The organism is Thermoanaerobaculia bacterium, from assembly GCA_018057705.1.
In the GTDB taxonomy this organism is placed as follows: Bacteria; Acidobacteriota; Thermoanaerobaculia; order Multivoradales; family JAGPDF01; genus JAGPDF01.
In genome coordinates this window covers 123,625-147,038 of sequence record JAGPDF010000002.1, presented here as the reverse complement: position 1 = coordinate 147,038, position 23,414 = coordinate 123,625, and the positions used below count along the sequence as shown (strand labels likewise).

Annotated in this window: 16 protein-coding genes; 9 read left to right on the top strand and 7 right to left on the bottom strand. The window is 68.7% G+C overall.

What is annotated here, in order from left to right; all coding sequences use genetic code 11:
• Positions 1–4,856 (bottom strand): hypothetical protein (locus tag KBI44_01340; protein ID MBP9143102.1); only part of this gene is annotated, 4,856 nt, incomplete at its 3' end.
• A 546-nt stretch (positions 4,857–5,402) separates the two neighbouring features.
• Here KBI44_01340 and KBI44_01335 point away from each other — a divergent pair.
• Together KBI44_01335 and KBI44_01330 are read left to right on the top strand one after the other, a co-directional pair.
• Positions 5,403–7,115 carry a glycosyltransferase family 1 protein gene (locus tag KBI44_01335; GenBank protein MBP9143101.1) on the top strand — a complete coding sequence of 571 codons (1,713 nt, stop codon included), beginning with the start codon at positions 5,403–5,405 and terminating at the stop codon, positions 7,113–7,115.
• Between the two features lie 24 nt (positions 7,116–7,139).
• Positions 7,140–8,309: an amidohydrolase family protein gene (locus tag KBI44_01330; protein MBP9143100.1), complete on the top strand. Its 1,170-nt coding sequence runs from the start codon at positions 7,140–7,142 to the stop codon at positions 8,307–8,309.
• A 206-nt stretch (positions 8,310–8,515) separates the two neighbouring features.
• On the opposite strand, the gene KBI44_01325 is transcribed toward KBI44_01330, so the two are convergent.
• Both KBI44_01325 and KBI44_01320 read right to left on the bottom strand, forming a co-directional pair.
• Positions 8,516–9,709, bottom strand: a complete 1,194-nt coding sequence (locus KBI44_01325; protein MBP9143099.1) for an ankyrin repeat domain-containing protein — start codon at positions 9,707–9,709, stop codon at positions 8,516–8,518.
• Positions 9,696–10,490 carry an ankyrin repeat domain-containing protein gene (locus KBI44_01320; protein MBP9143098.1) on the bottom strand — a complete coding sequence of 265 codons (795 nt, stop codon included), beginning with the start codon at positions 10,488–10,490 and terminating at the stop codon, positions 9,696–9,698. The genes KBI44_01325 and KBI44_01320 overlap by 14 nt, the downstream gene beginning before the upstream one ends.
• 148 nt (positions 10,491–10,638) lie before the next feature.
• On the opposite strand from KBI44_01320, the gene KBI44_01315 reads away from it, so the two are divergent.
• Together KBI44_01315 and KBI44_01310 are read left to right on the top strand one after the other, a co-directional pair.
• Positions 10,639–12,471: a hypothetical protein gene (locus KBI44_01315; GenBank protein MBP9143097.1), complete on the top strand. Its 1,833-nt coding sequence runs from the start codon at positions 10,639–10,641 to the stop codon at positions 12,469–12,471.
• Positions 12,472–12,499: 28 nt separating this feature from the next.
• The gene (locus KBI44_01310) at positions 12,500–13,249 is read left to right on the top strand and encodes a hypothetical protein (GenBank protein MBP9143096.1); all 750 of its coding nucleotides are present in this window, start codon (positions 12,500–12,502) and stop codon (positions 13,247–13,249) included.
• Between the two features lie 66 nt (positions 13,250–13,315).
• Here the strand turns inward: KBI44_01310 and KBI44_01305 are convergent, their stop codons facing one another.
• The 4 genes from KBI44_01305 to KBI44_01290 form a co-directional block, all read right to left on the bottom strand.
• The gene (locus KBI44_01305) at positions 13,316–14,164 is read right to left on the bottom strand and encodes a PH domain-containing protein (protein ID MBP9143095.1); all 849 of its coding nucleotides are present in this window, start codon (positions 14,162–14,164) and stop codon (positions 13,316–13,318) included.
• A complete protein-coding gene (locus KBI44_01300; protein ID MBP9143094.1) occupies positions 14,161–14,691 on the bottom strand; it encodes a PH domain-containing protein in 531 nt (176 codons plus the stop codon). The genes KBI44_01305 and KBI44_01300 overlap by 4 nt, the downstream gene beginning before the upstream one ends.
• A gap of 181 nt (positions 14,692–14,872) precedes the next feature.
• Positions 14,873–15,706, bottom strand: a complete 834-nt coding sequence (locus tag KBI44_01295; GenBank protein ID MBP9143093.1) for an RICIN domain-containing protein — start codon at positions 15,704–15,706, stop codon at positions 14,873–14,875.
• Positions 15,707–15,875: 169 nt separating this feature from the next.
• Entirely contained in the window at positions 15,876–16,625 is a 750-nt protein-coding gene (locus KBI44_01290) for an esterase (protein MBP9143092.1), read from the bottom strand.
• A 269-nt stretch (positions 16,626–16,894) separates the two neighbouring features.
• Between KBI44_01290 and KBI44_01285 the strand changes: the two genes are divergently transcribed.
• The 5 genes from KBI44_01285 to KBI44_01265 are packed head-to-tail and all read left to right on the top strand — an operon-like array spanning position 16,895 to position 23,319.
• On the top strand, positions 16,895–17,545 hold the full coding sequence (locus KBI44_01285; protein ID MBP9143091.1) for a cytochrome c3 family protein: 651 nt from the start codon (positions 16,895–16,897) through the stop codon (positions 17,543–17,545).
• 9 nt (positions 17,546–17,554) lie between these two features.
• Positions 17,555–20,725, top strand: coding sequence for a TAT-variant-translocated molybdopterin oxidoreductase (locus tag KBI44_01280; GenBank protein MBP9143090.1), 3,171 nt, complete (start codon positions 17,555–17,557; stop codon positions 20,723–20,725).
• Positions 20,722–22,113 (top strand): polysulfide reductase NrfD, encoded by a 1,392-nt coding sequence (gene nrfD, locus KBI44_01275; GenBank protein MBP9143089.1) that lies wholly within the window; start codon positions 20,722–20,724, stop codon positions 22,111–22,113. The genes KBI44_01280 and nrfD overlap by 4 nt, the downstream gene beginning before the upstream one ends.
• Complete coding sequence (locus KBI44_01270; GenBank protein MBP9143088.1) at positions 22,110–22,670, top strand: DUF3341 domain-containing protein; 561 nt, start codon at positions 22,110–22,112, stop codon at positions 22,668–22,670. The genes nrfD and KBI44_01270 overlap by 4 nt, the downstream gene beginning before the upstream one ends.
• Entirely contained in the window at positions 22,657–23,319 is a 663-nt protein-coding gene (locus KBI44_01265; GenBank protein ID MBP9143087.1) for a cytochrome c, read from the top strand. The genes KBI44_01270 and KBI44_01265 overlap by 14 nt, the downstream gene beginning before the upstream one ends.
• The last annotated feature ends 95 nt before the right edge of the window (positions 23,320–23,414 follow it).

Here is a 23,414-nt window from a genome sequence, read left to right as displayed (position 1 = left end):
GCCATGCCGCCCATGAGATAGAGCGTCATGTAGGGCGAGGCCGGTCCGCCGGCGAACCAGGGGAAGCCGCCGTTGGGAAGCTGGGCCTGCTCGAGCTTGGTCAGGGCAGAGTCGCGCTGGGCGCGCGCCACCGCCGGGTCGAGGACGCGCAGAAACTCCCGGTCGCCCTTGTCGCCGCCGCGCGACTCGCGCAGCCATGGGGTCTCTTCGAGCGCCATCTTGAGGTTGGGATCCCCCCCTTGCGGGGTATCGAAACGCTCCAGCGGAGTCTCGCGCTCGGCCATCTCCTTGGCCGCACGTGCCGCCGCGGGGTACTGCTCGAAGAGGCTCGACATCATGCCGGTCGAAACGAACCGGTTCATCGTCTGCTCGGTGCACTCGTAGGGATACTCGACGAGATAGGGCAGCGCGTCGAGCATCGAATAGAAGAGCTGCCCGTCCACGGTGACGACCATCTGCTCGTCGATGCGCGTCGGGTCGTTCTTCTTCATGTCGTCGAAGGTCATCTCGCGGCGCTCGGCGCCCTTCAGGGTCACGAAACGCGACTGCGCGAGATGGATGCGCGACGGCAGGAGCGGCAGCGGACGGAGCTCGCCGTCCGAGAGGTTGCCGGCGCGCGCGACGATCTTGAACGCCGTCGGACCGACACGGCGGGGTGCGGTGAGCGGGAAGGTGAGGTCGACCCCCTTGCCGGGTTCGACCCGGAACGGCTGCTTCGCGGTCGCCGCGGTGAGGCCGAATTCCGCGAGCAGCGAGGCGTTCGTCTCGGGATCGGTGATCTCGAGCGTCGCCTCGCCGGCGAGCACCGACTCTCCGGCGCTGTTGACGACCACCTTGAGCTGAGCGACGTCGCCCTCGCGCAGGAAGCGCGGCAGGTAGGGGCGGATCATCAGCTCTTTCACCGATTCGGCGCTCTTCTCGACGTAGCCCGAGGCGAGCGTCTGCGAGAGCGCGGCGACCCACACCCGCCACGAGGTGACCGAATCGGGGACGGTGAACTCGATCGCCGCCGAGCCGTCGGCGCCGGTCAGCAGCTGCGGCTGCCAGAAGGCGGTCTCGGCGAAGTTCGCGCGCAGGGCGACCGCTGCCGGCTCCTCGCTCGCCGCATCGCCGGTGACCGCGATCGTCTCGGCGACTCCGCCGACGTCCGCCACGCCCTGCGGTGCCGGCGCCGCAGCCGGTGCCGGCACCGCGCCTTCGGCCATCATCGCCATCATGGCGACGCCACCCTTCTGCATTCTGCGCATCGGCCCACCGCGGCCGCTGCCGGGGCCACCGATCCCCCAGGGCGAGATCTCGACGAAGGCGTCGCCCGAAAGCTCGTCCACCGCAGCCCACTTCACCCACGATTCGTCGCGCTGCCAGAGCGGACCGATGGCCCCGAGATTCGACGAGAGCGGCGGAAAGTAAGCGCCGGTGGGGAACAGGCCCAGCGGGCGCGGCGCTGCGAACGGGGCGAAGAGATCGAGGCTCCGGTCGTGCATCGAGGCCAGGAGCTCCGCCGCGCCGGCCTCGACCGGTCGGCCCTGGGCGTCCTTCACGGTGATGCGGAACGTCTCGCGCGCTCCGGGCGTCAGCCGGTCGCGGAAGGTCGCGAACTCGACCGTGAGCTCCTTGTTCTTCCACGGCACCTCGAGCGCGGCGCTCTGGGAGACGAACTGGTGGTCGGCCACCAGGGTTAGCCGCGCCGCCAGCCCACCGCGGTCCGCTTCGGCCACCGGCAGATCGATCCACTGCGAACCGGAGAGCGTCACGCTGCGGCGCCAGACACGCTCCACGCCGCGCAGCAGCTCGAGCTCGGCCGGTGCGTCCTTCAACCCCGAGTGGAACCAGAGCCGAACGGACTGGCCCGGCTCAGCGGAGGCGCGATCGAAGGCGAGGTCGGCGGCGAGAGCGAGCGGCGTCACGCGGCCGGCGACGACGAAATCGAGCTGCGTGCGCCCGGTCTCGCCGAAGCTGTCGCGCGTCTCGTAGCGCAGGCGGTAGGCGCCCGCGCCGAGCTTGGCGAACGGGATCTTGCCGCTGCCGGAGGCATCGTGCCGCAGGTCGCCGCTCGCGACCTCCTGGCCGTCGGCGAAAAGGGCGAGCGCCTGTGCCGTCGCTCTGGCACCGGTCCAGCGCGGGCGCAGCCGGTCGCCCGGGGTCGCAAAGCGATCGGCAGATTCGGCCGGAGAATCGGCCGGACGCAGCGGGAGATCGGCCGGTAGCATCCCGGCGGCCGGCGCCTCCAGGCGCAGCAGCCGCCACTTGCCGTCTCCGGGGCGTGGCGCGCCGTCCAGGTCCTGGCGGCGGATCGAGATCTCGAACGGCCGATTCTCGACCACGAGGTCGGCCGGCTTCGCGGCGAGCGCTTCGACCGCCGCCCAGCCGAGCCGCACCGTGCGCTCGCCGGTGCGCGTCTCGCCGCCGTCGTCGGTGATGTCGGCCTCGAGGCGATAGAGATAGGTGAAGCCCTTCGCCTTGTCGCTTTCGTCCGCCGCCGGGGTGAACGCGATCTGGAACCGGCCGTCCGCAGCGAGCACCGTCGTGCCGCTCGCGATCGCCTGCGCCTCGGTGGAGCCGCCGGCGAAGCCCCAGAAGCGCCACCACCAGGGAAGCTCCGGCTGGCGAGTCACCCGCCAGGCGACGCGACCGGAGGTGACCGGCAGGCCGAAGTAGTAGCGTGCCTCGCCACTGAGCTCGGCCGGCCGGTTGAGGCGCAGCTCGCGCGCCGGAGCGTCGACCTCGACCTCGAACGTCGGGCGCTTGTACTCCTCGACGCGCACCGCGGTCTCGCCGTCGAGCGAGCTCTCGATTGTCCATTCGCCGAGGAGCCTGCCGGCGGGAATCAGAAATTCACCCGCCGCCGTGCCAAAGCGATTCGTCGTGACGGTGACCGCCGCCACCGTCTCGCCGTTGGGATCGGTGAGCGAGACTTCGACCGGCGTCTCCGGCGCCGGCGTGAGCTCGCCGCGGCCGCGGCCGCTCTCGTAGGCCAGGACCTTCCAGTAGAGCTTCTGCTCGGGCCGGTAGATCGCCCGGTCGGTGAAGAGGAGGGAGCTCGTGTACGGGCTCGTCCCGGGCTGGGGCTGGCCCCCGTAGCGCTGCGCCACGGCGCTGTCGTCGCCGCGCCGCGCGACCACCAGGAAGTTGGAGTAGCCGCTCTCGCCGGGAAAGGCGAACGTCGCGCGGCCGGCGGCGTCGGTGCGCACGGCGCTGATGCGCGTCGGCGCCTCGCGCCAGGTATTGCGGTAGAGCGCAACCTCGACTCCGGCCGCCGCCCGGCCGTCGCTCCCCTCGACGAGCCGCACCTCCCAGGGGAAGCTCGCACTCTCCTCCAGCAGGACGAGACCCGACAGGGTGAACGGCAGTGCCACGCGGCGATTGCCTGGCTTGGCGAACGAGCGCTCCGCCGAGGCGACGATGAGGTAGAGGCCGGACCTCGTGAGCGGCGGCGCCGCGAACGTCCGGTGGGTCAGGAAATCCGCCGTCTTCGGCAACGCGACACTCCAGGCGGCCGCGGGCTCGCCGCCCGAGATCAGCCGTTCGATCTCGCGGTCGTCGTTCGGAAAGAGACCGCGGAACTCCTTGCGGGCGAGCTGCGCCGCGAGATCGACCGGGTAGGCGCGCAGATGGAGCTCTCGGAGATTCCGGTGCGAGATCTCGATCGAACGGCGTCCGGCACTGTCGACGGCCATCATCTGGAGCGCGAAGTCGGGGGCCTCGATCTGTGCCCGCAGCTCGCGGCAGAGCTGGGCCCCGCGGCTCCCCGGGTAGGCCTTCTCGCCCGCCAGGGCGAGCTCGCGGGCGCGAATGCGGTGCTCCGGGTCGCTCGCGGCGCTGTCGACCGCGCCGGCGAGCTCGGCCATGCCGACCGCCCACCAGGGGTCGTTGCGGTAGGCGGGCAGGCGCTTCTCGAGATCGGCGCGCAGGCGCGCCTGATCGCTCTCCGAGGTGCGATGCAAGGCGAGCAGACGATGGCGCGCGAGGCGCGCCTCGAGCTCGGCCCCGGGCTCCTTGCGGCCACGGTGCCAGCGCTCGAGGTCGGCGAGCACGGCGGCGCCGCGCAGCACTGGATGAACCGAAGGAACGGCCCCGGACACAGCCGGCACCTGGGGTTCGTCGGCGAGGAGATTGCCGAGATCGAGCTGCCAGGCGTCGTTCGCCTCGCTGGCCGACCAGAAGCTCGAGTCGGCGAGCAGCCGGTCGACGAAGAGATAGGTCAGGGCGTCGCGCAACGAGCTGCGGATGCCCTTCGGATAGTCGTTCGCCGCGAGGTAGGGAAAGTCGCCAACCGCGACGTCGCCCAGCTCCGCGCGGCGTTCCCAGACCGCAAGAAAGCTCCGCTCGGCTTCGGCGGCGATCTGCTCGGCGGTCCACGCCTTGAGGTCGACCTTCTCGTCCGACACCACGCGCTCGCGTTGCCGGATCTCCCAGTCGTAGCCCGAGAGGTACTCGAGCAGGGCATGGGCGTAGTAGAGCTCGACCGCGGCGCGGGCGACCGACCCGGGGGGCCAGGGTTGGGCCTTCATCTCCTCGACCGCGGTCTCGAGACCGCCCAGGGAGGTCCGCACTTGCGACTGGCGCACCAGTGCTCTTGCCCAGTTCGCCTCGTCGCCGGTGGCGCGAGCGCTCTCGACCAAAGGCTCGAGGCGGTCGGCGGCCTCCGACAGCTTCTGCTCGTCGAGCAGCCGGTCGATCTCTTTCCATGCTGCGGTCGGGTTCACGGTCGCGGGCACCTTGGGTTTCGCCCCTTCGGGGCGTGTCGTGGCCCCCGGAGCAGAGGAAGAGGATCCCGCCTGCAGCTGCTGGCAGGAAGGGGCAACGAGCGCGAGCGCGCCGGCGAGAAGCAGGGTCGAGGCGATCGGGGAGCGCATGGTGATCATCTTAGACCCCGCTCGAGGGTCCGAGGAAACCGTCTCCCCTGTGCGCGTAGAATCGCTGGGACGACCTTCCAAGGAGACCCTTTCCATGAAGATTCCCTGCCCGCAAAACCGCCTCGCAGCTTTCGCTCTCGCCGGCCTCGGCATCCTCGCGACGACGACCGGGCCGGCCACCGCCGGTCTCGTCTTCATGCAGGAGGTGCGCGGCGAAGGCGAAGCGGCCGAGTTCCAGAACATGAAGATCCGCACTTCGATCGACACCGGCGGGGCGAAGATGGAGATCCTCTCGTCGGGGAATCCCATCCTGGGTGAGGGCAGCTACATCCTGATCCAGCCGGACGCCGACGCCATGATCCTGGTGAATCCCAAGGAAAAGTCCTATGCCAGCCTCGACATCGGCCAGATGATGAGCGCCGCGGGGCAGATGATGGGCGGCCAGGAGCCACAGGAGAGCCCCAAGACCTACCCCGATCCGATCGTCGAGAAGCTCCTCGAAGAGGACGGAGGCACGATGCTCGGCCGACCAACGAAGCACTTCCGTTGGCGCACCCGGTACACCATCGGCATGGCGTTGCCGATGGGCATGAGCATGGAGGTCGCCACCGACCAGACCGAGGATGTCTGGGTCGCCGACATCGCGATCGATCCCAAGATCATGCGTTCCTTCGAACAGATGGGTTCGGCCGGCTCGCTGCCGGAGAACTTCCAGAAAATCGTCGAGGCGGCAAAAAAGACGCAAACCGGCTTCCCGCTCAAGCGCGTGACGGTCGCCAAGAGCCAGAGCAAGGCGACCGGCAGCGGCATGATGGCCAAGATGATGCAGAAGTCGGCCGACAAGCAGAACGCCGCGGGCCCGCAGACGACGACCTTCATCGTCACCGAGCTCTCCGAGGAGAAGGTCCCGGCCTCGGTCTTCGCCATTCCCCCCGGCTACACCGAGACCGAGCTCATGGCTCCCGGCATGATGATGCCGAACATGAACCCGCCGGACTGAGGCCCTCCATCGCCGGGATTCTCCTCAACACTTTCGGGTCGCTCGGCGACCTCTACCCGTACCTCGCCCTCGGCCGGGAGCTCCGGACGCGGGGGCATCGGGTGGCGGTCGCCACTTTGCGCCACTACGCGTCGCGCGTGACGGCGGCGGGGCTCGGGTTTCATCCGATCGGACCCGACTTCGACCCGACCGATCCCGTGCAGCTCAAGCGGGCGATGCACAAGCGTCGCGGTCCGGAGTACGTGCTGCGCGAGATGACCCTCGGGCATCTGCGAACCGCTTTCGACGACCTGCGTCCGGCGGCCGCCGCCGCGGATCTGATGGTGACCCATCCGCTTGCCCTGGGCGCCCAGCTCCTCGCCCGAGCCGCCGGACGGCCCTGGGTCTCCACCGTACTCTCGCCACTCAGCCTGTTCTCGACCACCGATCCGGCGATCTTCTCGGGCGTCCCGTTCGAGCACAGCCTCGCCCGGCTCGGCCCTCGCGGCCAGCGGGTCGTCCTGCGCCTCGCCGACTTCATGCTCAGCCGCTGGCTCGCGCCTTATCGCGAGCTCGAAGCGGAGCTCGGCCTCGCACCCGGTGCCAATCCGATCCTCCACGGCCAGCACTCACCCCATCTGGTTCTGGCGCTTTTTTCACCGCGCTTCGGTCCGCGGCAGGCCGACTGGCCGCAGAACACCCAGGCCGTGGGTTTTCCCTTCCTCGCCGATCCGCAGGCTTTGACGGCCGAGCTCGAGCGCTTCCTCGCGGCCGGGCCGCCGCCGGTGGTCTTCACGCTCGGCTCGGCGGCGGTCGGTGCGGCCGGAGCCTTCTACGAGCACAGCATCACGGCGGTCGAGCGTCTCGGACTGCGGGCCGTGCTGCTCGTCGGCACCGACCCGGCGAATCTTCCGCGCCGCGCGCTGTCGGAGAGACTGCTGGCGGTACCGTACGCGCCGCATGCCGCGCTCTTCGCCCGGGCAGAGCTCGTGGTCCACCAGGGAGGTGTCGGCACCTCGGCGGAGGCTCTGCGCTCCGGACGACCGATGCTGGTCGTCCCGCACTGCCACGACCAACCCGACAACGCCCACCGCCTCGCGCGGCTCGGCGTCGCCCGGGTCCTTCCTGCGGAGCGCTACTCCGCGCGGCGCGCGGAGCGCGCGCTCGCCGCTCTGCTTGCCGACGCGACGGCCGCCGGCCGCGCGCGTCTCCTCGGCGCGCAGATCGCCGCCGAGACGGGCGTCGCTTCCGCCTGCGACGAGCTCGAACGGCTGCTCTGAAGATCCGCAGGTAGGATCTCCCTCATGCGCACCTCGCAGATCTGGCTTCTGCTCGTCCTCTCCGCCGCCCACCTGCCGGCCCAACAGGGGGCCAACCCTCCGGCCCCCTCCGACGACCCGGCGCAGCTCTCGTTCATGCAGTACGACCCGCCGTCGACGCTCAAAGTCTCCGAGCATCCGGTGCCGCGGGCGAAGTTCCCGTTCGTTGACGTCCACTCGCACCAGTTCGGCCTCACCGAAGCCGAGGTGCGGACGCTCGTCGAGGAGATGGACAAGCTGAACATGGCGGTGATGGTGAACCTCTCGGGCCGCGGCTTCGAACGCACGACCGGCCCGGACGGCCAGCCGCGCTTCGCCCTCAAGGCGCCGCAGTACATGCGTGACGCGATGGCGCTCACCGAGCGGCTCGCTCCCGGAAGGCTCGTCCACTTCACCAACGTCGACTTCTCGCGCGTCGGCGCCGCCGACTGGCCGGCGGCAGCGGTCGCTGAGCTCGAGGCCGACATCGCGGCCGGCGCGCGCGGCTTGAAGATCTACAAGGGCCTGGGGATGGACACGGTGGACGTCGCCGGCAAGCGCATCGCGGTCGACGACCCGCGCCTCGCGCCGATCTGGGCGGCCTGCGCGCGGCGCGGCGTGCCGGTGCTGATCCACACCGCCGATCCGGCGCCGTTCTGGCAGCCCAGGGACAAGGACAACGAGCGCCTCTACGAGATGATCGAGATCCCCGGCCGCTGGCGCGACCCGGCGGAGAACACGCCGTGGGAGCAGCTCATCAGCGAACAGCACAACCTCTTCCGCGCCAACCCGAAGACGACCTTCATCAACGCGCACTTGGGCTGGCTCGGCAACGACCTCGGGCGGCTCGGCAAGCTCATGGACGAGGCGCCGAACGTGATGACCGAGATTGGCGCCGTGCTCGCCGAGCTCGGCCGCCAGCCGCGCTTCGCGCACGACTGGCTGGTGAAATACCAGGACCGCGTGATGTTCGGCAAGGACTCGTGGGAGCCGTCCGAGTACCCACCCTACTTCCGCGTCCTCGAAACCGCCGACGACTACTTCCCCTACTACCGCCGCCGCCACGCCTTCTGGAAGCTCTACGGCCTCGCCCTCCCCGACGAAGTCCTGCGCAAGCTCTACTACGAAAACGCCCTGCGGGTCATCCCCGGCCTCGATCGCTCGCGGTTCCGCTGATTTCCGCGGGCGACGCATGCGTCGCCCCTACGGAACACTTGGAAATTCCGTTCCGAACCTCGGAGGGATAGAGCGCGACCGCTGCGTTTCGCTGCGCGCTACGCCGCTCACGTATCTGCATTTGTAGGGGCGACGCATGCGTCGCCCGCGCGGCCCATCCGGAGATTCCCGGCGGCGGGCGAGCGGCGAGCCGCACCCCTCCAACGCTACGGAGCCGGCGGCGCCGCCGCGCTCTCCAACAAGCTCGTCATGGCGGCGTTGCCTTTTTCGCGCGCGGTGGTGAGGAGGAGGTCGCGGTCGCGGGGGAGGTCGGCGCCGGCTTCGATCAGGAGGCGGGCGTTCTCGACTTGGCCCTCGAGGACGGCGTGGTAGAGCGGGGTGAAGGCGGACGAGGTGCGGAGCTTCGGGTTGGCGCCGGCGGCGAGGAGGGCCTGTACGACTTCGGGATGCGGCCTTCCGGCGGCGAGCATCAGCGGCGACATTGCCGAGCGGTCGGCGCGGTAGTCCGGCGCCGCTCCGGCCGCGAGCAGGCGGGTGATCGCGGCGAGGTTCCCGGCGTCGGCGGCGATCGCCAGCGCGCTCATGCCGCCCGCGCCTCCGATCCCGCCGACTTTCTCCAGGTCGGGCGAGAGCGCGAGCGCGGCGTCGATCTCGTCGCCGGTGCCGTCGCGGAGTACCTCGTCGAAAGAGCGCTCGGGCGGCAGAGTCCGCTCATCGGCGGCGATCTCCGGCCAGTCGCCGGTCTCCCGGCGCAGGATCGGGGCCGAGAACCAGGCCTCGAAGTTCATCCCTTCACCCGAGAGCACCAGGCGACCTTCGAGCCGCGCGACGCTCTCGCTCTCGGGGGTGAAATGCGCCAGGCCACGCAGCGAGATCCCGCGCGGCAGGCGCGGATGGTGAAACCAGACCTCGATCTCCCCGCCATCCCCTGGCAGGCCGGCGACGAGCGATCGCGCCTCGTCGCGAGCGGCGAGCGCATCGCGCTCCGCGGCGCTCGCGAGCGCCTCCTCCGTGAGCTCGCGGTCGGCGAGCACCACCCGCAGCTCGCCGCTCGCCCCGTCGCCCGATTCCCCGAGCACATAGGCGTAGCGCAGCACCGTGCGCTCCCTCGCCACCTCGAGCCAGCCCTCGGCCCCGCCGCCGGAGGCGGCCTGTCCGTCACCGCCGGAGGCGGCCGGCCCATCAGCGCCGGACGCGACTAGATCTTCACCACCGGAGGCGGCGTCTTCTCTGCCACCGGATTCGGCCAGTCCTCCGTCAACGCCGGAGGCGGCCGGTTCATCACCGCCGGCGACGTCGGGCGGAGTGTCCTGGGCTCGGGCGGTGACCGAGAAGAGGCCCGCCAATATCACTGCGAGCGCAGCGGAACGTGCGGCGGCGGACTTCCTACTCTTTCGCACCGGCCGCCTTGAGCATCGCGACGACATCGTCCTGGTCGCCGTTCCTGGCCATCTTGAGCGGTGTGTCGCCGTCCGGCGCCTTCTGGTTGACGTTCGCCCCGAGCTCGATGAGGACCGAGACAACTTCGGGCTTTCCGGCGGTGATGGCGCTGGTGAGGGCGCTCTGACCGGTCTCCTTCGAGGCGTAGTTGACGTTGGCGCCGTAGCGCACCAGGAGCCGGATGAGATCGGTGTTGCCGGCGAAGGCGCCGAACATCATCGGCGTCAGGACGAGGCCCGGGAGCTCAGGTTTCGCTTTCGCCTTGAGCAGCATCTCGGTGACCTCGAGGTTGCCGGCAGCTGCGGCGTTCGACAGCGCCGACTGCATGTACTTGTTGACCGTGTTCGGATTGGCCCCCTTCTCGAGGAGAAGCGCCACCATCGCCGTCTGGTCGCGGCTGATCGCCGCCTCGAGCGCCGTCGCCTGCTCGTTGTCCTGGATGTTGACATCGGCGCCGCGGGCGAGGAGGAGACGCGCGATCTCGAGCGTCCCCGAACGCGCCGCCTTCATGAGCGGCGTCTCGAAGTTCTCGCCGTAGTCGATGTGGGTGTCGGCGGACAGGCCCGAATCGAGGAGGGCCTGCACCTTGTCGAGATCGTCGTCCTCGATCGCCACTGCGAACTTGGCACCCGGAGAGAGCTCCGACTCCGGAATGACCTCGATCTGGGCCTGCAAGAGAGCGGACTGCGCGGCGAGGCCGGCGGCGAGACACAGGACGCGAACGGTTTCGGAACGCTTCATGATCGACCTCCCTTGACTCTCGAGAACGGATTCGACATCGAATGGGTGCCATCTGAAGTCTAGCCTGCGATCAAGGCGTCCGCCTCGCCGCGATGTCTCCCTTCACCGCCACCCTCCGTTCTCCCTGGTGAAAGCAGGAGATCTCGACATGCGCCCCATCGCCCCATCCGCCGTGCTCTGCCTCACTCTCGCCATCGCCGGCGCACTGGCCCCAGCCCCCGCGCGGTCCGAGGCCGTCAACACCCGCCTCGGCGGTCCGGGGAGCCCGACTACGGACGCTACGGACGACTCCCGGCTGACGCCGGACGGGGAATGGGCGATCGTCCTCTGGGACCTTCAAACGGACGGCCTCTACGAGCTCTACGCCATCCGCCGTGACGGCAGCGAGGGACACTCGCTGTCGGCCGCCGCGCCCGCCGCGGAGGTCGTCTCCTTTCTCATCTCAGCCGACTCGCGCTACGTCGTCTACGAGGCCGAGCTCCTCTCGAACGGCGTCCGCGAGCTGCGGAGCGTCCCGATCGCCGGCCCTGCCGTCACGGCTCGCCTCAGCCCGGACTGGACCGACGGCGACGGCGTGGTCGACTACGCGATCTCGCCCGACTCGAGCCGGGTCGTCACCTACGGCGACTTCGAGGTCCCCGGCATCAACGAGCTTTCGAGCGCGCCGATCGCCGGTCCTACCGGCTCTTCCATCCATCTCAGTCCAGCGCCGGTCGCGAACGGCGAGGTCGTCGAGTTCCAGATCTCGCCCGACTCGACCCGCGTCGTGTTCGCCGGCGACCTCACGCAGGTCGACCGCCTCGAGTACTGGACCGTGCCGATCGCCGGACCGTCCGCCTCTGCCGTGCGCCTCACCACCTCCATCGCCGCCGGCACCACGACCTCCAGCTCGATCCACATCAGCTCCGACAGCGCGCGCGTCGTCTACACCGGTACGTTCAGCACGGCCTCGCAGACGGAGCTCTGGAGCGTCCCCATCGCCGGGCCCGCGTCGAGCTCGCGCAAGCTCAATCCATCCGTCGTCGCCGGTGGCGACGTGCACACCAACCACCTCGAGATCACCTCCGACGGCGCCTATGTCGTCTTCTTCGGCGACCTGCGGGTCGATGAGCGGCGGGAGATCTGGAGCGTGCCGATCGACGGCTCCTTCGGCGACGCGGTACGTCTCAACCCGACGCCGGTCGCCGGCGGCACGCTACACAATGCCGACCCTTTCGTCATCAGCCCCGACAGCACCTGGCTGGTGATGCACGGTGACCTCGAGACCGATGGCGCCTCGGAGCTCTGGCGGGTGCCGATCGCCGGCCCGGCCGCCTCTGCCGTCAAGGTCCATCCGGACCCGGTCGCCGGCGGCGACGTCGGCATCGGCGACTACGAGATCAGCCCCGACAGCGAATTCGTCGTCTTCCTGGGCGATCTGGTCACGGACGACAAGATCGAGCTCTGGAGCGCCGCGCGCGACGCCGCTCCGGAGACGGCAGAAAACCTCTCCGCGGGCCTCATCACTCCTGACGACGTTCTGGACTTCCAGATCGCGCCTGACAGCTCGCGTGCGGTCTTTCGCGGGGATCTGGTCTTCGCCGACAAACACTGGCTCTTCAGCCACGCCCTCGACGGCTCCGGCAGTCGCCAGTTTCTCACTGACGAGCTCTTTTCCAACCCCGATGCCGACGTCGACGACTGGACGATCACCGCCGACAGCCGCGACGTCCTCTATGAAGCGAACCCCGACGACCCCGACCGCAACGAGCTCTTCCGCCGCCGCATCGCCGACGGCGAGGACTTCCAGCACCTCTCCGACGGCGACCCGGCGTGGAGCGACGCTCAGCTCCTCGGCTCGAGCCCCGAAGGCCGCGGGGCGCTGTTCCTCTCCGACACCCAGTTCGACAGCGCCTTCCTGCTTTGGATCGCTGACGACTGGATCCTGTCCGCCAATTTCGAGGAAGGAAACTTCACCGAGTGGTCGAGCAGCGTGCCGTAGCCTGAGCGCGCTGCGGGAGGAGGAAGAAATGGACTCGACTTCGAACGCGCTGCATGAGCGGTACAGGAACTTCCACCTCTGGATGCTCCTGCCGTTCGCGATCTCGTTATTGGGGTTTTCTTACAGCTACTATCTCCGGCTGTCGACTGCGACCTTTCATCAACATGTACACGGCCTTTCCGCGACACTCTGGTACGTGCTGGTCGTCGTGCAGCCGTATCTGATCGTCCGCAAAAAGAACATTCAACGGCACAGAGCGCTCGGCGCCCTGGCGCTGCTCGTAGCGGGCGTCGTGGCCGGAAGCGCGCTCACGATCATTCCCAAGAACATCGATGATGTCGGGACGCTGGATGAGAACGGATTCTTCAGCCCGACGTTTGCCTACTTCGCCGTACTGATCGATCTCCTGCTGGTGAGCATGTTCATCGCAAGTGTCTGCATGGCGATTCTCTGCATCAAGCGGAAGGATCTCTCCGGCCACGTACAATGGCTGATGGCCTCGGTCTTCTTCGTCCTGTCGCCGGGCCTCGCGCGGTTGCTCGGACTGGGCCTCATCATGGCCAATCAGGGGAACATGGAGGGCATCTCGCTGGTCAAGCTGGCGGTGCCATCCATGGCGGCGATGATGGCGCTCATCGTTCTCTACTACTGGAAGTACGGCAGCTTCAAGCACGCTTCCTTCTGGCTGTTGCTCGTCTGCCATGTGCCGTATCTGTTCGTCGAGCAGATCGGCGAGAACCCATCCTTCAGGCACATGGCCTCGATCATCTTCAAGTAGCGCCTGCCCTTCAGAACCTCTGGGTGAGGCGCTTCGGAACGGGGGTGCTTCGTTGAGTCCTAACCCCTACGATTTCGCAAGTGCTTCCGCGGCGGCTCGCAGCGCGCCGGCTTCGCGGCAGAGCGCCTCGGCCGCTGCGACCACCGGCGACGGGCCCGCGACGCCCGACGTCGCTGCCGCGCCTGCCGCCGGCGCCGGGCCGGGGTGCGCGTCGTCGGGGTCGCCCAGTCCGGTGTCGCGGTGACGGCGTAGCGAGGCCTCGATGCGGTCGCGCAGGGCGGTGGCGTTCTCGATGCCGCGGAAGCGGCCGACGTGGAGGTCTGTGCTGGTGCTCCCGGGCTCGTCGCGCGAAGACTTGCCGCCGCCGGCGGTGCGGACTTCGAGGTCGGCGATGCCGAGCAGCTTCTGAAGAGGTCCGCGGCGGATCGAGAGGTTCTGGATGTTGGCCACGGTCATCGTGCGTTCATGAGTGCGAAACAGGCCCTCCCGGATGCGCAGGCTCTCGTCGCTCACCATGTACCAGCGCGCCTCCCAGTCGAGGCGGAGCAGCACCCAGCTCGCCGCCAGCCCGACGACGAAGAAGGCCACAGCCAGGAGCTCGAGGGCACGGACGACGTTCCACACCTGGTCGGTCAAATGGGCGGCGAGCTCGGGCCGGTCGATGTGGAAGATCCGGTCGGCGAGCCTCGCCATCACCTTGTTCAGGGTGCCCTCGCCCGCCTGCTCGACGGCCGCGAGGAAGGCGAGAGAGAGCACGATGCCGGCAAGAGCCAAGGCCTGGCCGAGCGCCCAGCGAGCCGCCTGGAGTTGGAAGAAGCGGGGCGAGGCCCGGAAGATCTCGAGTGTCGGGCCCGATCCCGGCGGCGGCTCGGGCCGCTCGGCGAGTCGCAGGAGCCGCAGCAGGTGCGCCTTCACGGTGCGCCCGCCGCCGTGCCGCGCTCGGCCTTGCGAATGTCTGCGACGCCTTCGAGGAGCTCGCGTACCCGCCGGAGCTCGGCCGTCGCCTCCTGGAGCGCCGCAACCACCCGCTCGGCCTCGGGGAGCGCCGCGGGTCCGACGGCGGGGGGCGCCGCTGGGTGCCGCCGGGCACCGCGGGTCCGGGTGTAGATCCAGTCGCGGACCGCCTCGAAGTCGGGCAGCCCCTCGATCGTCATCTCCGCACCGCTCGAGCCGCTCGCGGTCTGAATCTGGATGCGGGCCAGTCCGAGCCAGCGCTCGAGGAGGTTACTGGCCAGGTGGATGTCCTGAATGCGCGAGTAGGAGAGGCTGATTTCGTGGCGGAACAGGATTCCCCACTCCGCCGCGAGCCCTGCGCCGTCGAGGTGGTAGCGCAGGCTCCGGTACTTGAAGAGGCGCGGCACGAAGAGCATCGGAAAAAACGGGCCCAGCAGCAACGAGTGGAGGAAGTAGTAGACGAGGAGGTTCTTGTGCGGCCTCCTCAGGCCGATCGCTGCGCTCTCGCCGGAGGCTTCGTCGAGGTTCATCCCGCCACTCTATGGGGTCTCGATCCGAAGGCGCACGCCCAAGCGCGGCGGTCGCTCCATCCGGCTCTCTCCAAGGCTGCGTCGAGGGGGGGCAGGGCCAGGGAATCACCCTGGTCCTGCCCGGCTGTCGCGCTCTGCGTCAGTTCCCCAGGCGCCAGGCCTGATTCCCGCTCCCCTGGCACTGGTACTGGATCAGGCGCGCACCGTCCTGGCGGCCGCCGCCCTCGACGTCGAGGCACCGGCCGCTCGCGACGTTGACGATCTGGTAAGCGCCGCCGCCCAGGCGTTCGATCCGCCAGAGCTGGTCTTCGTTGCCGTTGTAGCGGAACTGCCGCACGGGATCGCCGTCGCGCTCGGCGGCGCCGCGCACGTCGAGGACCTTGTTGCTGTCCTGACTGACGAAGACGACGCGGCCGCGGCCGGCGTCGATGACGTCCCAGAGCTGGTTCGGCGTGCCCTTGAAGGCGTACTGAATCACCGCCGCGCCGTCATAGTTGCTGCCCGCCGCGACGTCGAGCGCCTTGCCGCTCTGGACGCTGATCACGGCGCCGCTCCAGATCACGCGCCCCTGCGGCATGTGGTTGGGGCCGCCCGGCCATCCGTCGTCGTCCTTCGGGCCCAGAGCCGGCCCGGTCCAGTCGTAGCTCGCCTTGGCCACTCCCGTGCGGGAGTTGAAGGTGCACTTGTAGGCGTAGGGCCGGCCGCGGTCGAAGCGATCCCGTCGGTAGAGGCCCTGGCCTTCGACGCGAATTTTGGAGGACGACAGCGCTACGACCCGGGCCCGGCGGTAGTCGAGTCCCGAGTCCGGGACGTTGCCGCCGGCCTTCCGGGAGATCTGGTAGGCGAGCTGCAGGTCGCAGCGATCCTTGGCCACCTCAGCGGCGGAGTTCTGGGCTGCGGCCGGGGCGAAACCACCCGCGGCGAGAGTGGTGGCCAATGCGAGGGCGAACGGCAAAGACGGAAGAATCTTCATAACTCTCTCCTGGTCGCGCTCCGCCGCGCCTTGCGGCGGAGCTCCTGCACGGCGCAGGGGCGCAGAGAGCGGCCTCGCTGGAGGTTCCGACCCGGCGCACCCGGTCGCCTGCCCCAGGCGACTGCAGGAGCGCTGCCAGAAGGAGATGAGGGCGCGCCGGGCTAGAGTCTCAGCGCGGGGGGCCGAGGCGGCGGGAGAGGTGGTACTGCGCCTGCCGCTTCCACCAGGCCCAGTTGTGGGCGACGTCGTAGCCCCAGATGTCGCGATCGTGCGGGATCCCCTTGTTCTCGAACAGGTCGCCTAAGGCCTGGGTCTCCTCGATGCAGCCCTCTTCGAAGGCTCCCTGACCGCAGACCAGGGTGATGTGAGTGTTGCGGCGCACCCGGTCGAGAGGCTCGCCGGAGAGGCCCTGGACGTAGGCCAGCGGGTTGTTGAGATAGACGTCGAGGTTCGAGTAACCCTCGGTGAAATGAGTCATAAGGTAACGGCCGCTCATGCAGAGCGCCCAGCGGAAGATCTCCGGGTACTTGAGCGCGATGTTCGCCGCGTAGAAAGCGCCCAGGCTCGCGCCGGCGGTCATCATCGGAGCCGCTGGAGTGTTGCAGTCCTGCCGGATGTGCGGCACCAGGGTCTCGACGACCCACTTTTCATAGAGGACGTGACGCTGGATCCGCCAGGCGGCGTCGTTCTCCTTCTTCGTCCAGGCCTCGGCGACGTTCGACTCGGGGCAGTAGAGCTTGAGCTTCCCGGCCTCGAGCCAGGGGGCGAGCGCCTCGACCATCCCCTGCGCTTCCCACTCGTGCGCGAAACCCGCCGCTGTCGGGAAGACCACCAGAGGCGGCCCCCAGTGGCCGTAGCTCCAGAGACTCACTGTCCTGCCCAACTGCGGGCTCTGCACCCTCTCGAGCCGTTTCTTCATGCCGATCCTCCGAAAAGAACGCCGCGAATCCTATCCCAGCCCTCCTCTCGAGTCCGACGCCGGACCGCCCGACGGCGCGCCCGCAGGAGATGCCTTCCATCCGGCTCCGGCGACCGCGCCGTACCTGATCCATAGCGCGGGGTTCGACCGCCCGCAAGGGTGGGTCGGGTTTGACAAGCCGCCGACCGATGTGAAATTTTTCGCCGACGCTTCGCACGCCCTCGGCGCGCCCTGGACACGTGCGCGACAACGGAAAGAGCTAACAACCTATGCCGCAGATCTTCCCTCGCAGCGCGAACGCCTTGGCTCGGGCATCGGTCTTCGTGGCCCTTTTTCTGGCCGCGGCGGGCGGTTTTGCCCTGTGGACCCTGGCCCACTCCGGCTATGTCACCCGCGAAGGCATCGTTCTCCAGCAGCCGGTTCCGTTCAGTCACGACCACCATGTGGCGCAGGTCGGCATCGACTGCCGGTACTGTCACACCAGCGTCGAGCGCGCGGCTTCGGCCGGAATTCCGCCGACGCAGACCTGCATGAACTGCCACAACCAGATCTGGACCAACGCCGCCGTGCTCGAGCCGGTGCGCGCCAGTTTCCGGGACGGCAAGCCCCTGACCTGGAACCGCGTCAACGATCTCCCCGACTTCGTCTATTTCAACCACAGCATCCACGTCGCCAAAGGGGTCGCCTGCACGACCTGCCACGGCCCGATCAACAAGATGCCTCTGATGTACCAGGGGGCGCCGCTCACCATGAAGTGGTGCCTCGACTGCCACCGCGACCCGGTTCCGAACCTGCGGCCGCGCGAGGAAGTCACCAATGTCCTCTGGCAACCGCCAGCCGACCTTGCCGCCAAACAGAAAGAGTGGGCGCTCGCCAACAATGTCCAGAGCAAGGTCAGCTGCTCGAACTGTCATCGCTAGAGATCCCTCATGACCGAACTTCTGATTCCGCATCCCTCGCCGGTCTCGCCGGACACGCAGGCCCCGCCGGCCCCTCCGGTCAGCTCCGCCGGGTCGCCCCCCGCGGGCGACTGCCACGTCGAGTGGAAAAAGCCCTCGGCGCAGCAGGCTCCGCTCGATCTTTCGGCAGCGCGCGAGCGCCTGCAGAGCCGCGGTGGAGCGACCTACTGGCGGAGCCTCGAAGAGCTCGCCGAGACGCCGGAGTTCGGTGAGCTGCTCGATCGTGAGTTCCCGCGCTTCGCTTCCGAGTGGCCGGACGGCGTCTCGCGACGCAACTTCCTGCAGCTCGCCGCGGCCTCGCTCGGCCTCGCCGGGCTCACCGCCTGCACCCGCCAGCCGATCGAAAAGATCGTGCCGTACGTCCGCCAGGCGGAGGAGCTCCTTCCCGGCAAGCCCGTACTGTTCGCCACTTCGATGGCGCTCTCCGGAGTCGCCACCGGCCTGCTCATCGAGAGTCACAACGGCCGCCCGACGAAAGTCGAAGGCAATCCCGAGCACCCGGCGAGCCTGGGCGCGAGCGATGCCGTGACCCAGGCCTCGGTGCTCGGCCTTTATGACCCGGACCGGTCGCAGGCCATCTCCCAGCTCGGCAACGCGGCCACCTGGACGGCCCTGAACCAGCAGATCACCGCTGCCCTGAACGCCCAGTCGGCCTTCGGCGGCGCGGGGCTGCGCCTGCTGACCGGTCCGACGAGCTCGCCCACCGAGGCGCGTCTGATCGCCTCCCTGCTCGAGAGCTACCCCCAGGCGCGTTGGCACCGCTGGGATCCGCTGGCCGCCGACAACTCGACGAAGGGGCTCGCGGAGGCCTTCGGAGCGCCGGTCGGACTGCGCTACGACCTCGCCAGGGCCGACGTCATCCTGGCGCTCGAGTCCGACTTCCTGACCGCCGGACCGGGCTCGGTGCGCTACGCCCGCGACTTCGCCGATCGCCGCCGGGTAGGACACGGTGCCACCGCGATGAACCGGCTGTACGTCGCGGAGTCGAGCCCGACGGCGACCGGGACGGTCGCCGATCACCGTTTCCGCATCCGGCCCTCTCAGGCCGCCGGCATCGTTCAGGCGCTGGCCGCGGCGGTCGGTGTCGCGGGTGTCGGCGCTCCGGCGCTCGATTCGGCGACAGCCAGGTGGGTCGAAGCCGCGGCGCGCGACCTCGTTGCGCATCGGGGTGCCGCCCTCGTCGTTGCCGGGGAGTCGCTTCCGGCCGCGGCGCACACTTTGGTCGCCGCGATCAACGAGGCGCTCGGAGCGAGCGGCGCCAGCGGCGCGAGCGGCGGGACGCTCGTCTACAGCGCCCCGATCGCCGCCGATCCAGTCGACGGCCTCGCCTCCCTCGTCGCCCTGCTGGACGACATGAAGGCCGGAAAGGTCGACCTGCTGCTGGTTTCCGGCGTCAATCCGGTCTACGACGCGCCCGCCGACCTCGACGTCGCCGCGATCTGGAAGAGCAGCTCGGCGTTGCGCATTCATCACGGCCTCTACGACGACGAGACCGCGGCCTACTGCCAGTGGCACGTGCCGGCGGCGCACTATCTCGAGTCGTGGGGTGACGCGCGGGCCTACGACGGCACCGTGACGCTGGTGCAGCCGTTGATCGAGCCGCTCTATGGCGGGAAGACGGCGAGCGAGATGATCGCTGCGCTGCTCGGACGCTCGACCGACGATGCCTACACCCTGATGCGCGAAACCTGGGAGGCGCAGATGGGCGGCGAGACTTTCGATCCGTCCTTCCGCAAGCTCCTGCACGACGGGATGCTGCCGGGCAGCGCTCTGCCCGCGACCCAGCCGGTTCTGGTCGCGGCAGGCGTCGCCGCCGCCGTCCAGACGCTGGCAACCGAACCGGCCGGCGGCGCGCTCGAGCTCGCCCTGCGGCCCGACCCTTGCGTCCTCGACGGGCGCTTCGCCAACAACGGCTGGCTGCAGGAGTTGCCCAAGCCGATCACCAAGCTGACCTGGGAGAACGCCATCCTGCTCTCGCCCGGCACCGCCGAGAAGCTCGGCGTGGCGGGCAACGAGATCGTCGCGCTCACCGCCCCGGACGGGCGCAAGCTCACCGGTCCGGTCTGGCTGCTGCCCGGCCAGGCCGACGGCGTCGCCACGGTTCACCTGGGGTACGGCCGCACGCGCGCCGGCAGGGTGGCCAACGGCATCGGCTTCAGCGCCTACGCGGCGCAGACCCGCACCAGCCGCTACGGCCTGCCCGCCGTCACCCTCGAGGCGACCGGCGAAAGCGCCCAGCTCGCCACCACCCAGGGTCATCACTCGATCGACTGGATGCGGGAGGAGAGCGAGCAGGCGACCGCGCGCGCCGTCGTGCGCCAGGCGACGCTTTCCGAGTTCGAAAAAGACCCCCATTTCGCTCACGCCGGCGCCCACGAAGGCATCGACGTCAACGCCTCCTTCAACCCGGGCTTCGAGTACAAGGGTTACGCCTGGGGCATGGTCATCGACCTGAACGCCTGCAACGGCTGCAACGCCTGCGTCATCGCCTGCCAGTCGGAGAACAACATTCCGGTGGTCGGCAAAGAGCAGGTGTCGCGCGGCCGTGAGATGCACTGGATCCGCGTCGACCGCTACTACCAGGGCGACGTCGACGAGCCGTCGTCCATCGTCAGCCAGCCGATCGTCTGCATGCAGTGCGAACAGGCCCCGTGCGAGGTCGTCTGCCCGGTTGCGGCGACGGTCCACTCGACCGATGGCCTGAACGACATGGTCTACAACCGCTGCGTCGGCACGCGGTACTGCTCGAACAACTGCCCCTACAAGGTGCGCCGGTTCAACTTCCTCCTCTTCCAGGATTGGGAGACCGAGCAGTTCAAGCTGCAGAGGAACCCCGACGTCACCGTGCGCAGCCGCGGCGTGATGGAGAAGTGCACCTACTGCGTGCAGCGCATCAACCGCGCCCGGATACCGGCCGATCGCGACCTGCGCCAGGTCGCGGACGGCGAGATCCAGACGGCCTGCCAGCAGGCCTGTCCGCCGCAGGCGATCTCGTTCGGCAACCTGAACGACCCGGCGGCCAAGGTCGTCTCCGAGAAGAAGAATCCGCGCAACTACGCGCTGCTCGAAGAACTGGGCACCCGGCCGCGGACCACCTATCTCGCGATGGTCAAGAACCCCAATCCGGAGCTTTCCGCATGAGTGTCGCCGAATCCCCTCGTTTGCCCGTGCCGCTCGTCGACCCGCCGGTCATCGCGCCCGGACACTCTCCGGCCTCGGTCGGCGACAAGATCAGCTCGGTCGTCTTCGGCAAGATGCCGCTCTGGTTCTACATCGCGATGGCGATCGCCTTCGGCGGCGCGATGATGCTGCTGACCGCCCTCACCAAGCTGGTTTTCACCGGCATCGGCATCTGGGGCAACAACAACCCCGTCGGCTGGGGCTTCGACATCATCAACTTCGTCTGGTGGATCGGCATCGGCCACGCCGGAACGCTGATCTCGGCGATCCTGCTGCTGCTGCGGCAAGAGTGGCGCACGTCGATCAACCGGTTCGCCGAGGCGATGACGCTCTTCGCCGTCGCCTGCGCGCTGCTCTATCCTCTCTTTCACACCGGCCGGCCGTGGCTCGCGGTCTACTGGCTGCTGCCCTATCCCAACACGATGGCGATCTGGCCGAACTTCCGGTCGCCGCTCATCTGGGACGTCTTCGCGGTCTCGACCTACGGCTCGGTCTCCCTGGTGTTCTGGTTCATCGGCCTGGTGCCGGACCTCGCGACCTTTCGCGATCGCACCAAGAAGCTCTGGCAGAAGAAGATCTACGGCGCCCTCGCCATGGGCTGGCGCGGGTCCGCCCGGCACTGGCACAACTACGAGTCGGCCTACCTGCTGCTCGCCGGCCTCTCGACGCCGCTGGTGCTCTCGGTGCACTCGGTGGTCTCCTTCGACTTCGCCTCCGGCCAGGTCCCCGGCTGGCACGCCACGATCTTCCCGCCCTACTTCGTCGCCGGCGCCGTCTTCGCCGGCTTCGCGATGGTGCTCACACTGATGATTCCGCTGCGCAAGCTCTTCGGCCTCGAGGACTTCATCACCATGAAGCACATGGACAACATGGGCAAGGTGATGCTGGTGACCGGGCTGATCGTCGGCTACGGCTACCTCGTCGAGATCTTCACCGCCTGGTACAGCGGCAACATCTACGAGTGGTACATGATCCGCAACCGGATCTTCGGCCCCTACAAGCTCATCTGGATGAGCCTGATCCTGTGCAACGTGCTGGCGATCCAGCCGCTCTGGTTCCGCAAGGCGCGCAAGTCGATCGCCGCTCTCTGGATCATCTCGATGTTCGTCAACTTCGGAATGTGGTTCGAACGCTTCGTGATCATTCCGACTTCGCTCCACCGCGACTTCCTGCCGGGCTCCTGGGGCATGTACTACCCGACCCGCTGGGATTTCGCCACCTTCTTCGGCTCGATCGGCCTGTTCATGGCGCTCATGTTCCTCTTCGTGCGCGTCTTCCCGGCGATCGCGATGTTCGAGATGAAGGGGCTCACCCCCGACGCCAAAGTCAAGGAGCCCGCGCACGGATGACTACCTCGACCGCAACCCCGAGCCCGGGCCTCCACGGCCTGATGGCGGAGTATTCGACGGCGCAGCAACTGCTGGATGCCGCCGGCAAAGCTCACAGCGCCGGATTTCGCGCCATGGACGCCTATACGCCGTTCCCGGTGGAAGCGATCTCGGAAGTGATCTGTGACCACCACAAGTCGAAAGTGCCGCTCATCTGCCTCACGGGCGGCATCGTCGGCGCGCTCGCCGGCTGGGGGCTCCAGATCTGGACCTCGACCGTCGACTACCCGATGAACATCGGCGGCAAGCCCTACAACAGCTGGCCGGCCTTCATCCCGGTGCTCTTCGAGTGCACCATTCTCTTTGCCGCGTTCTCGGCCGCCATCGGCATGTTCCTGCTGAACGGCCTGCCGCAGCCGTACCATCCGGTCTTCAACGTCGCGCGCTTCCGCGAGAAGGCCTCGCGAGACGGCTATTTTCTCTGCATCGAGGCGCAGGACGGGAAGTTCGACCCCTCCGGCACGCGCGAGTTCCTGCTGTCGACCGGCGCGATGGAGGTCAACGATGTCGAGCTCTGACCGGAAGACGGCTTCCACCCGCGCCGTCGCGGGACGCACCGGCCTCTTGCTGCTGCTGGCGCTCGGCGGTTTCGGAGCCATCGGCTGCCGCCAGGACATGCACGACCAGCCGAAGCTCAAGCCCTACCGGGGCAGCACTTTCTTCGCCGACGGCAGCGGCATGCGTCCGTTTCCGGTGAACACGGTCGCCCGCGGCACGTTGCGGGAGGATTCCCACTTCTACACCGGCCGGCTCGCCGACGGCAGCATGGCCACCGAGCTGCCGATGCCCATGACGCGCACCCTGCTCAAGCGCGGCCAGGAGCGCTTCAACATCTACTGCACGCCCTGCCACGGACAGGTGGGCGAGGGCCGCGGGATGGTCGTCCGCCGCGGCTACAAGCAGCCGGTCTCGTACCACGAGGAACGCCTGCGGCAGGTGCCCATCGGCTACTTCTTCGACGTGATGACCAACGGCTTCGCCGTCATGCCGAGCTACGCGCCGCAGATTCCGCCGGAGGATCGCTGGGCGATCGCCGCCTATATCCGCGCCCTGCAACTCTCGCAGCACGTCGAGGCCGCGAGCCTCACGCCCGAACAGCTCGCTCAGCTCAACGCGCTCGACGCGCCGGCCGCCGCCGCGCACGCCGCCGGGGGCGCGCATCCATGACCGGCCCGAACGACCTCACCTCCGGGACGGAGTCGGCGAGCCGCACCCGCTCGATCCGCCCCACCCGCACCACCCGCGCCACCCGAACAACGAGA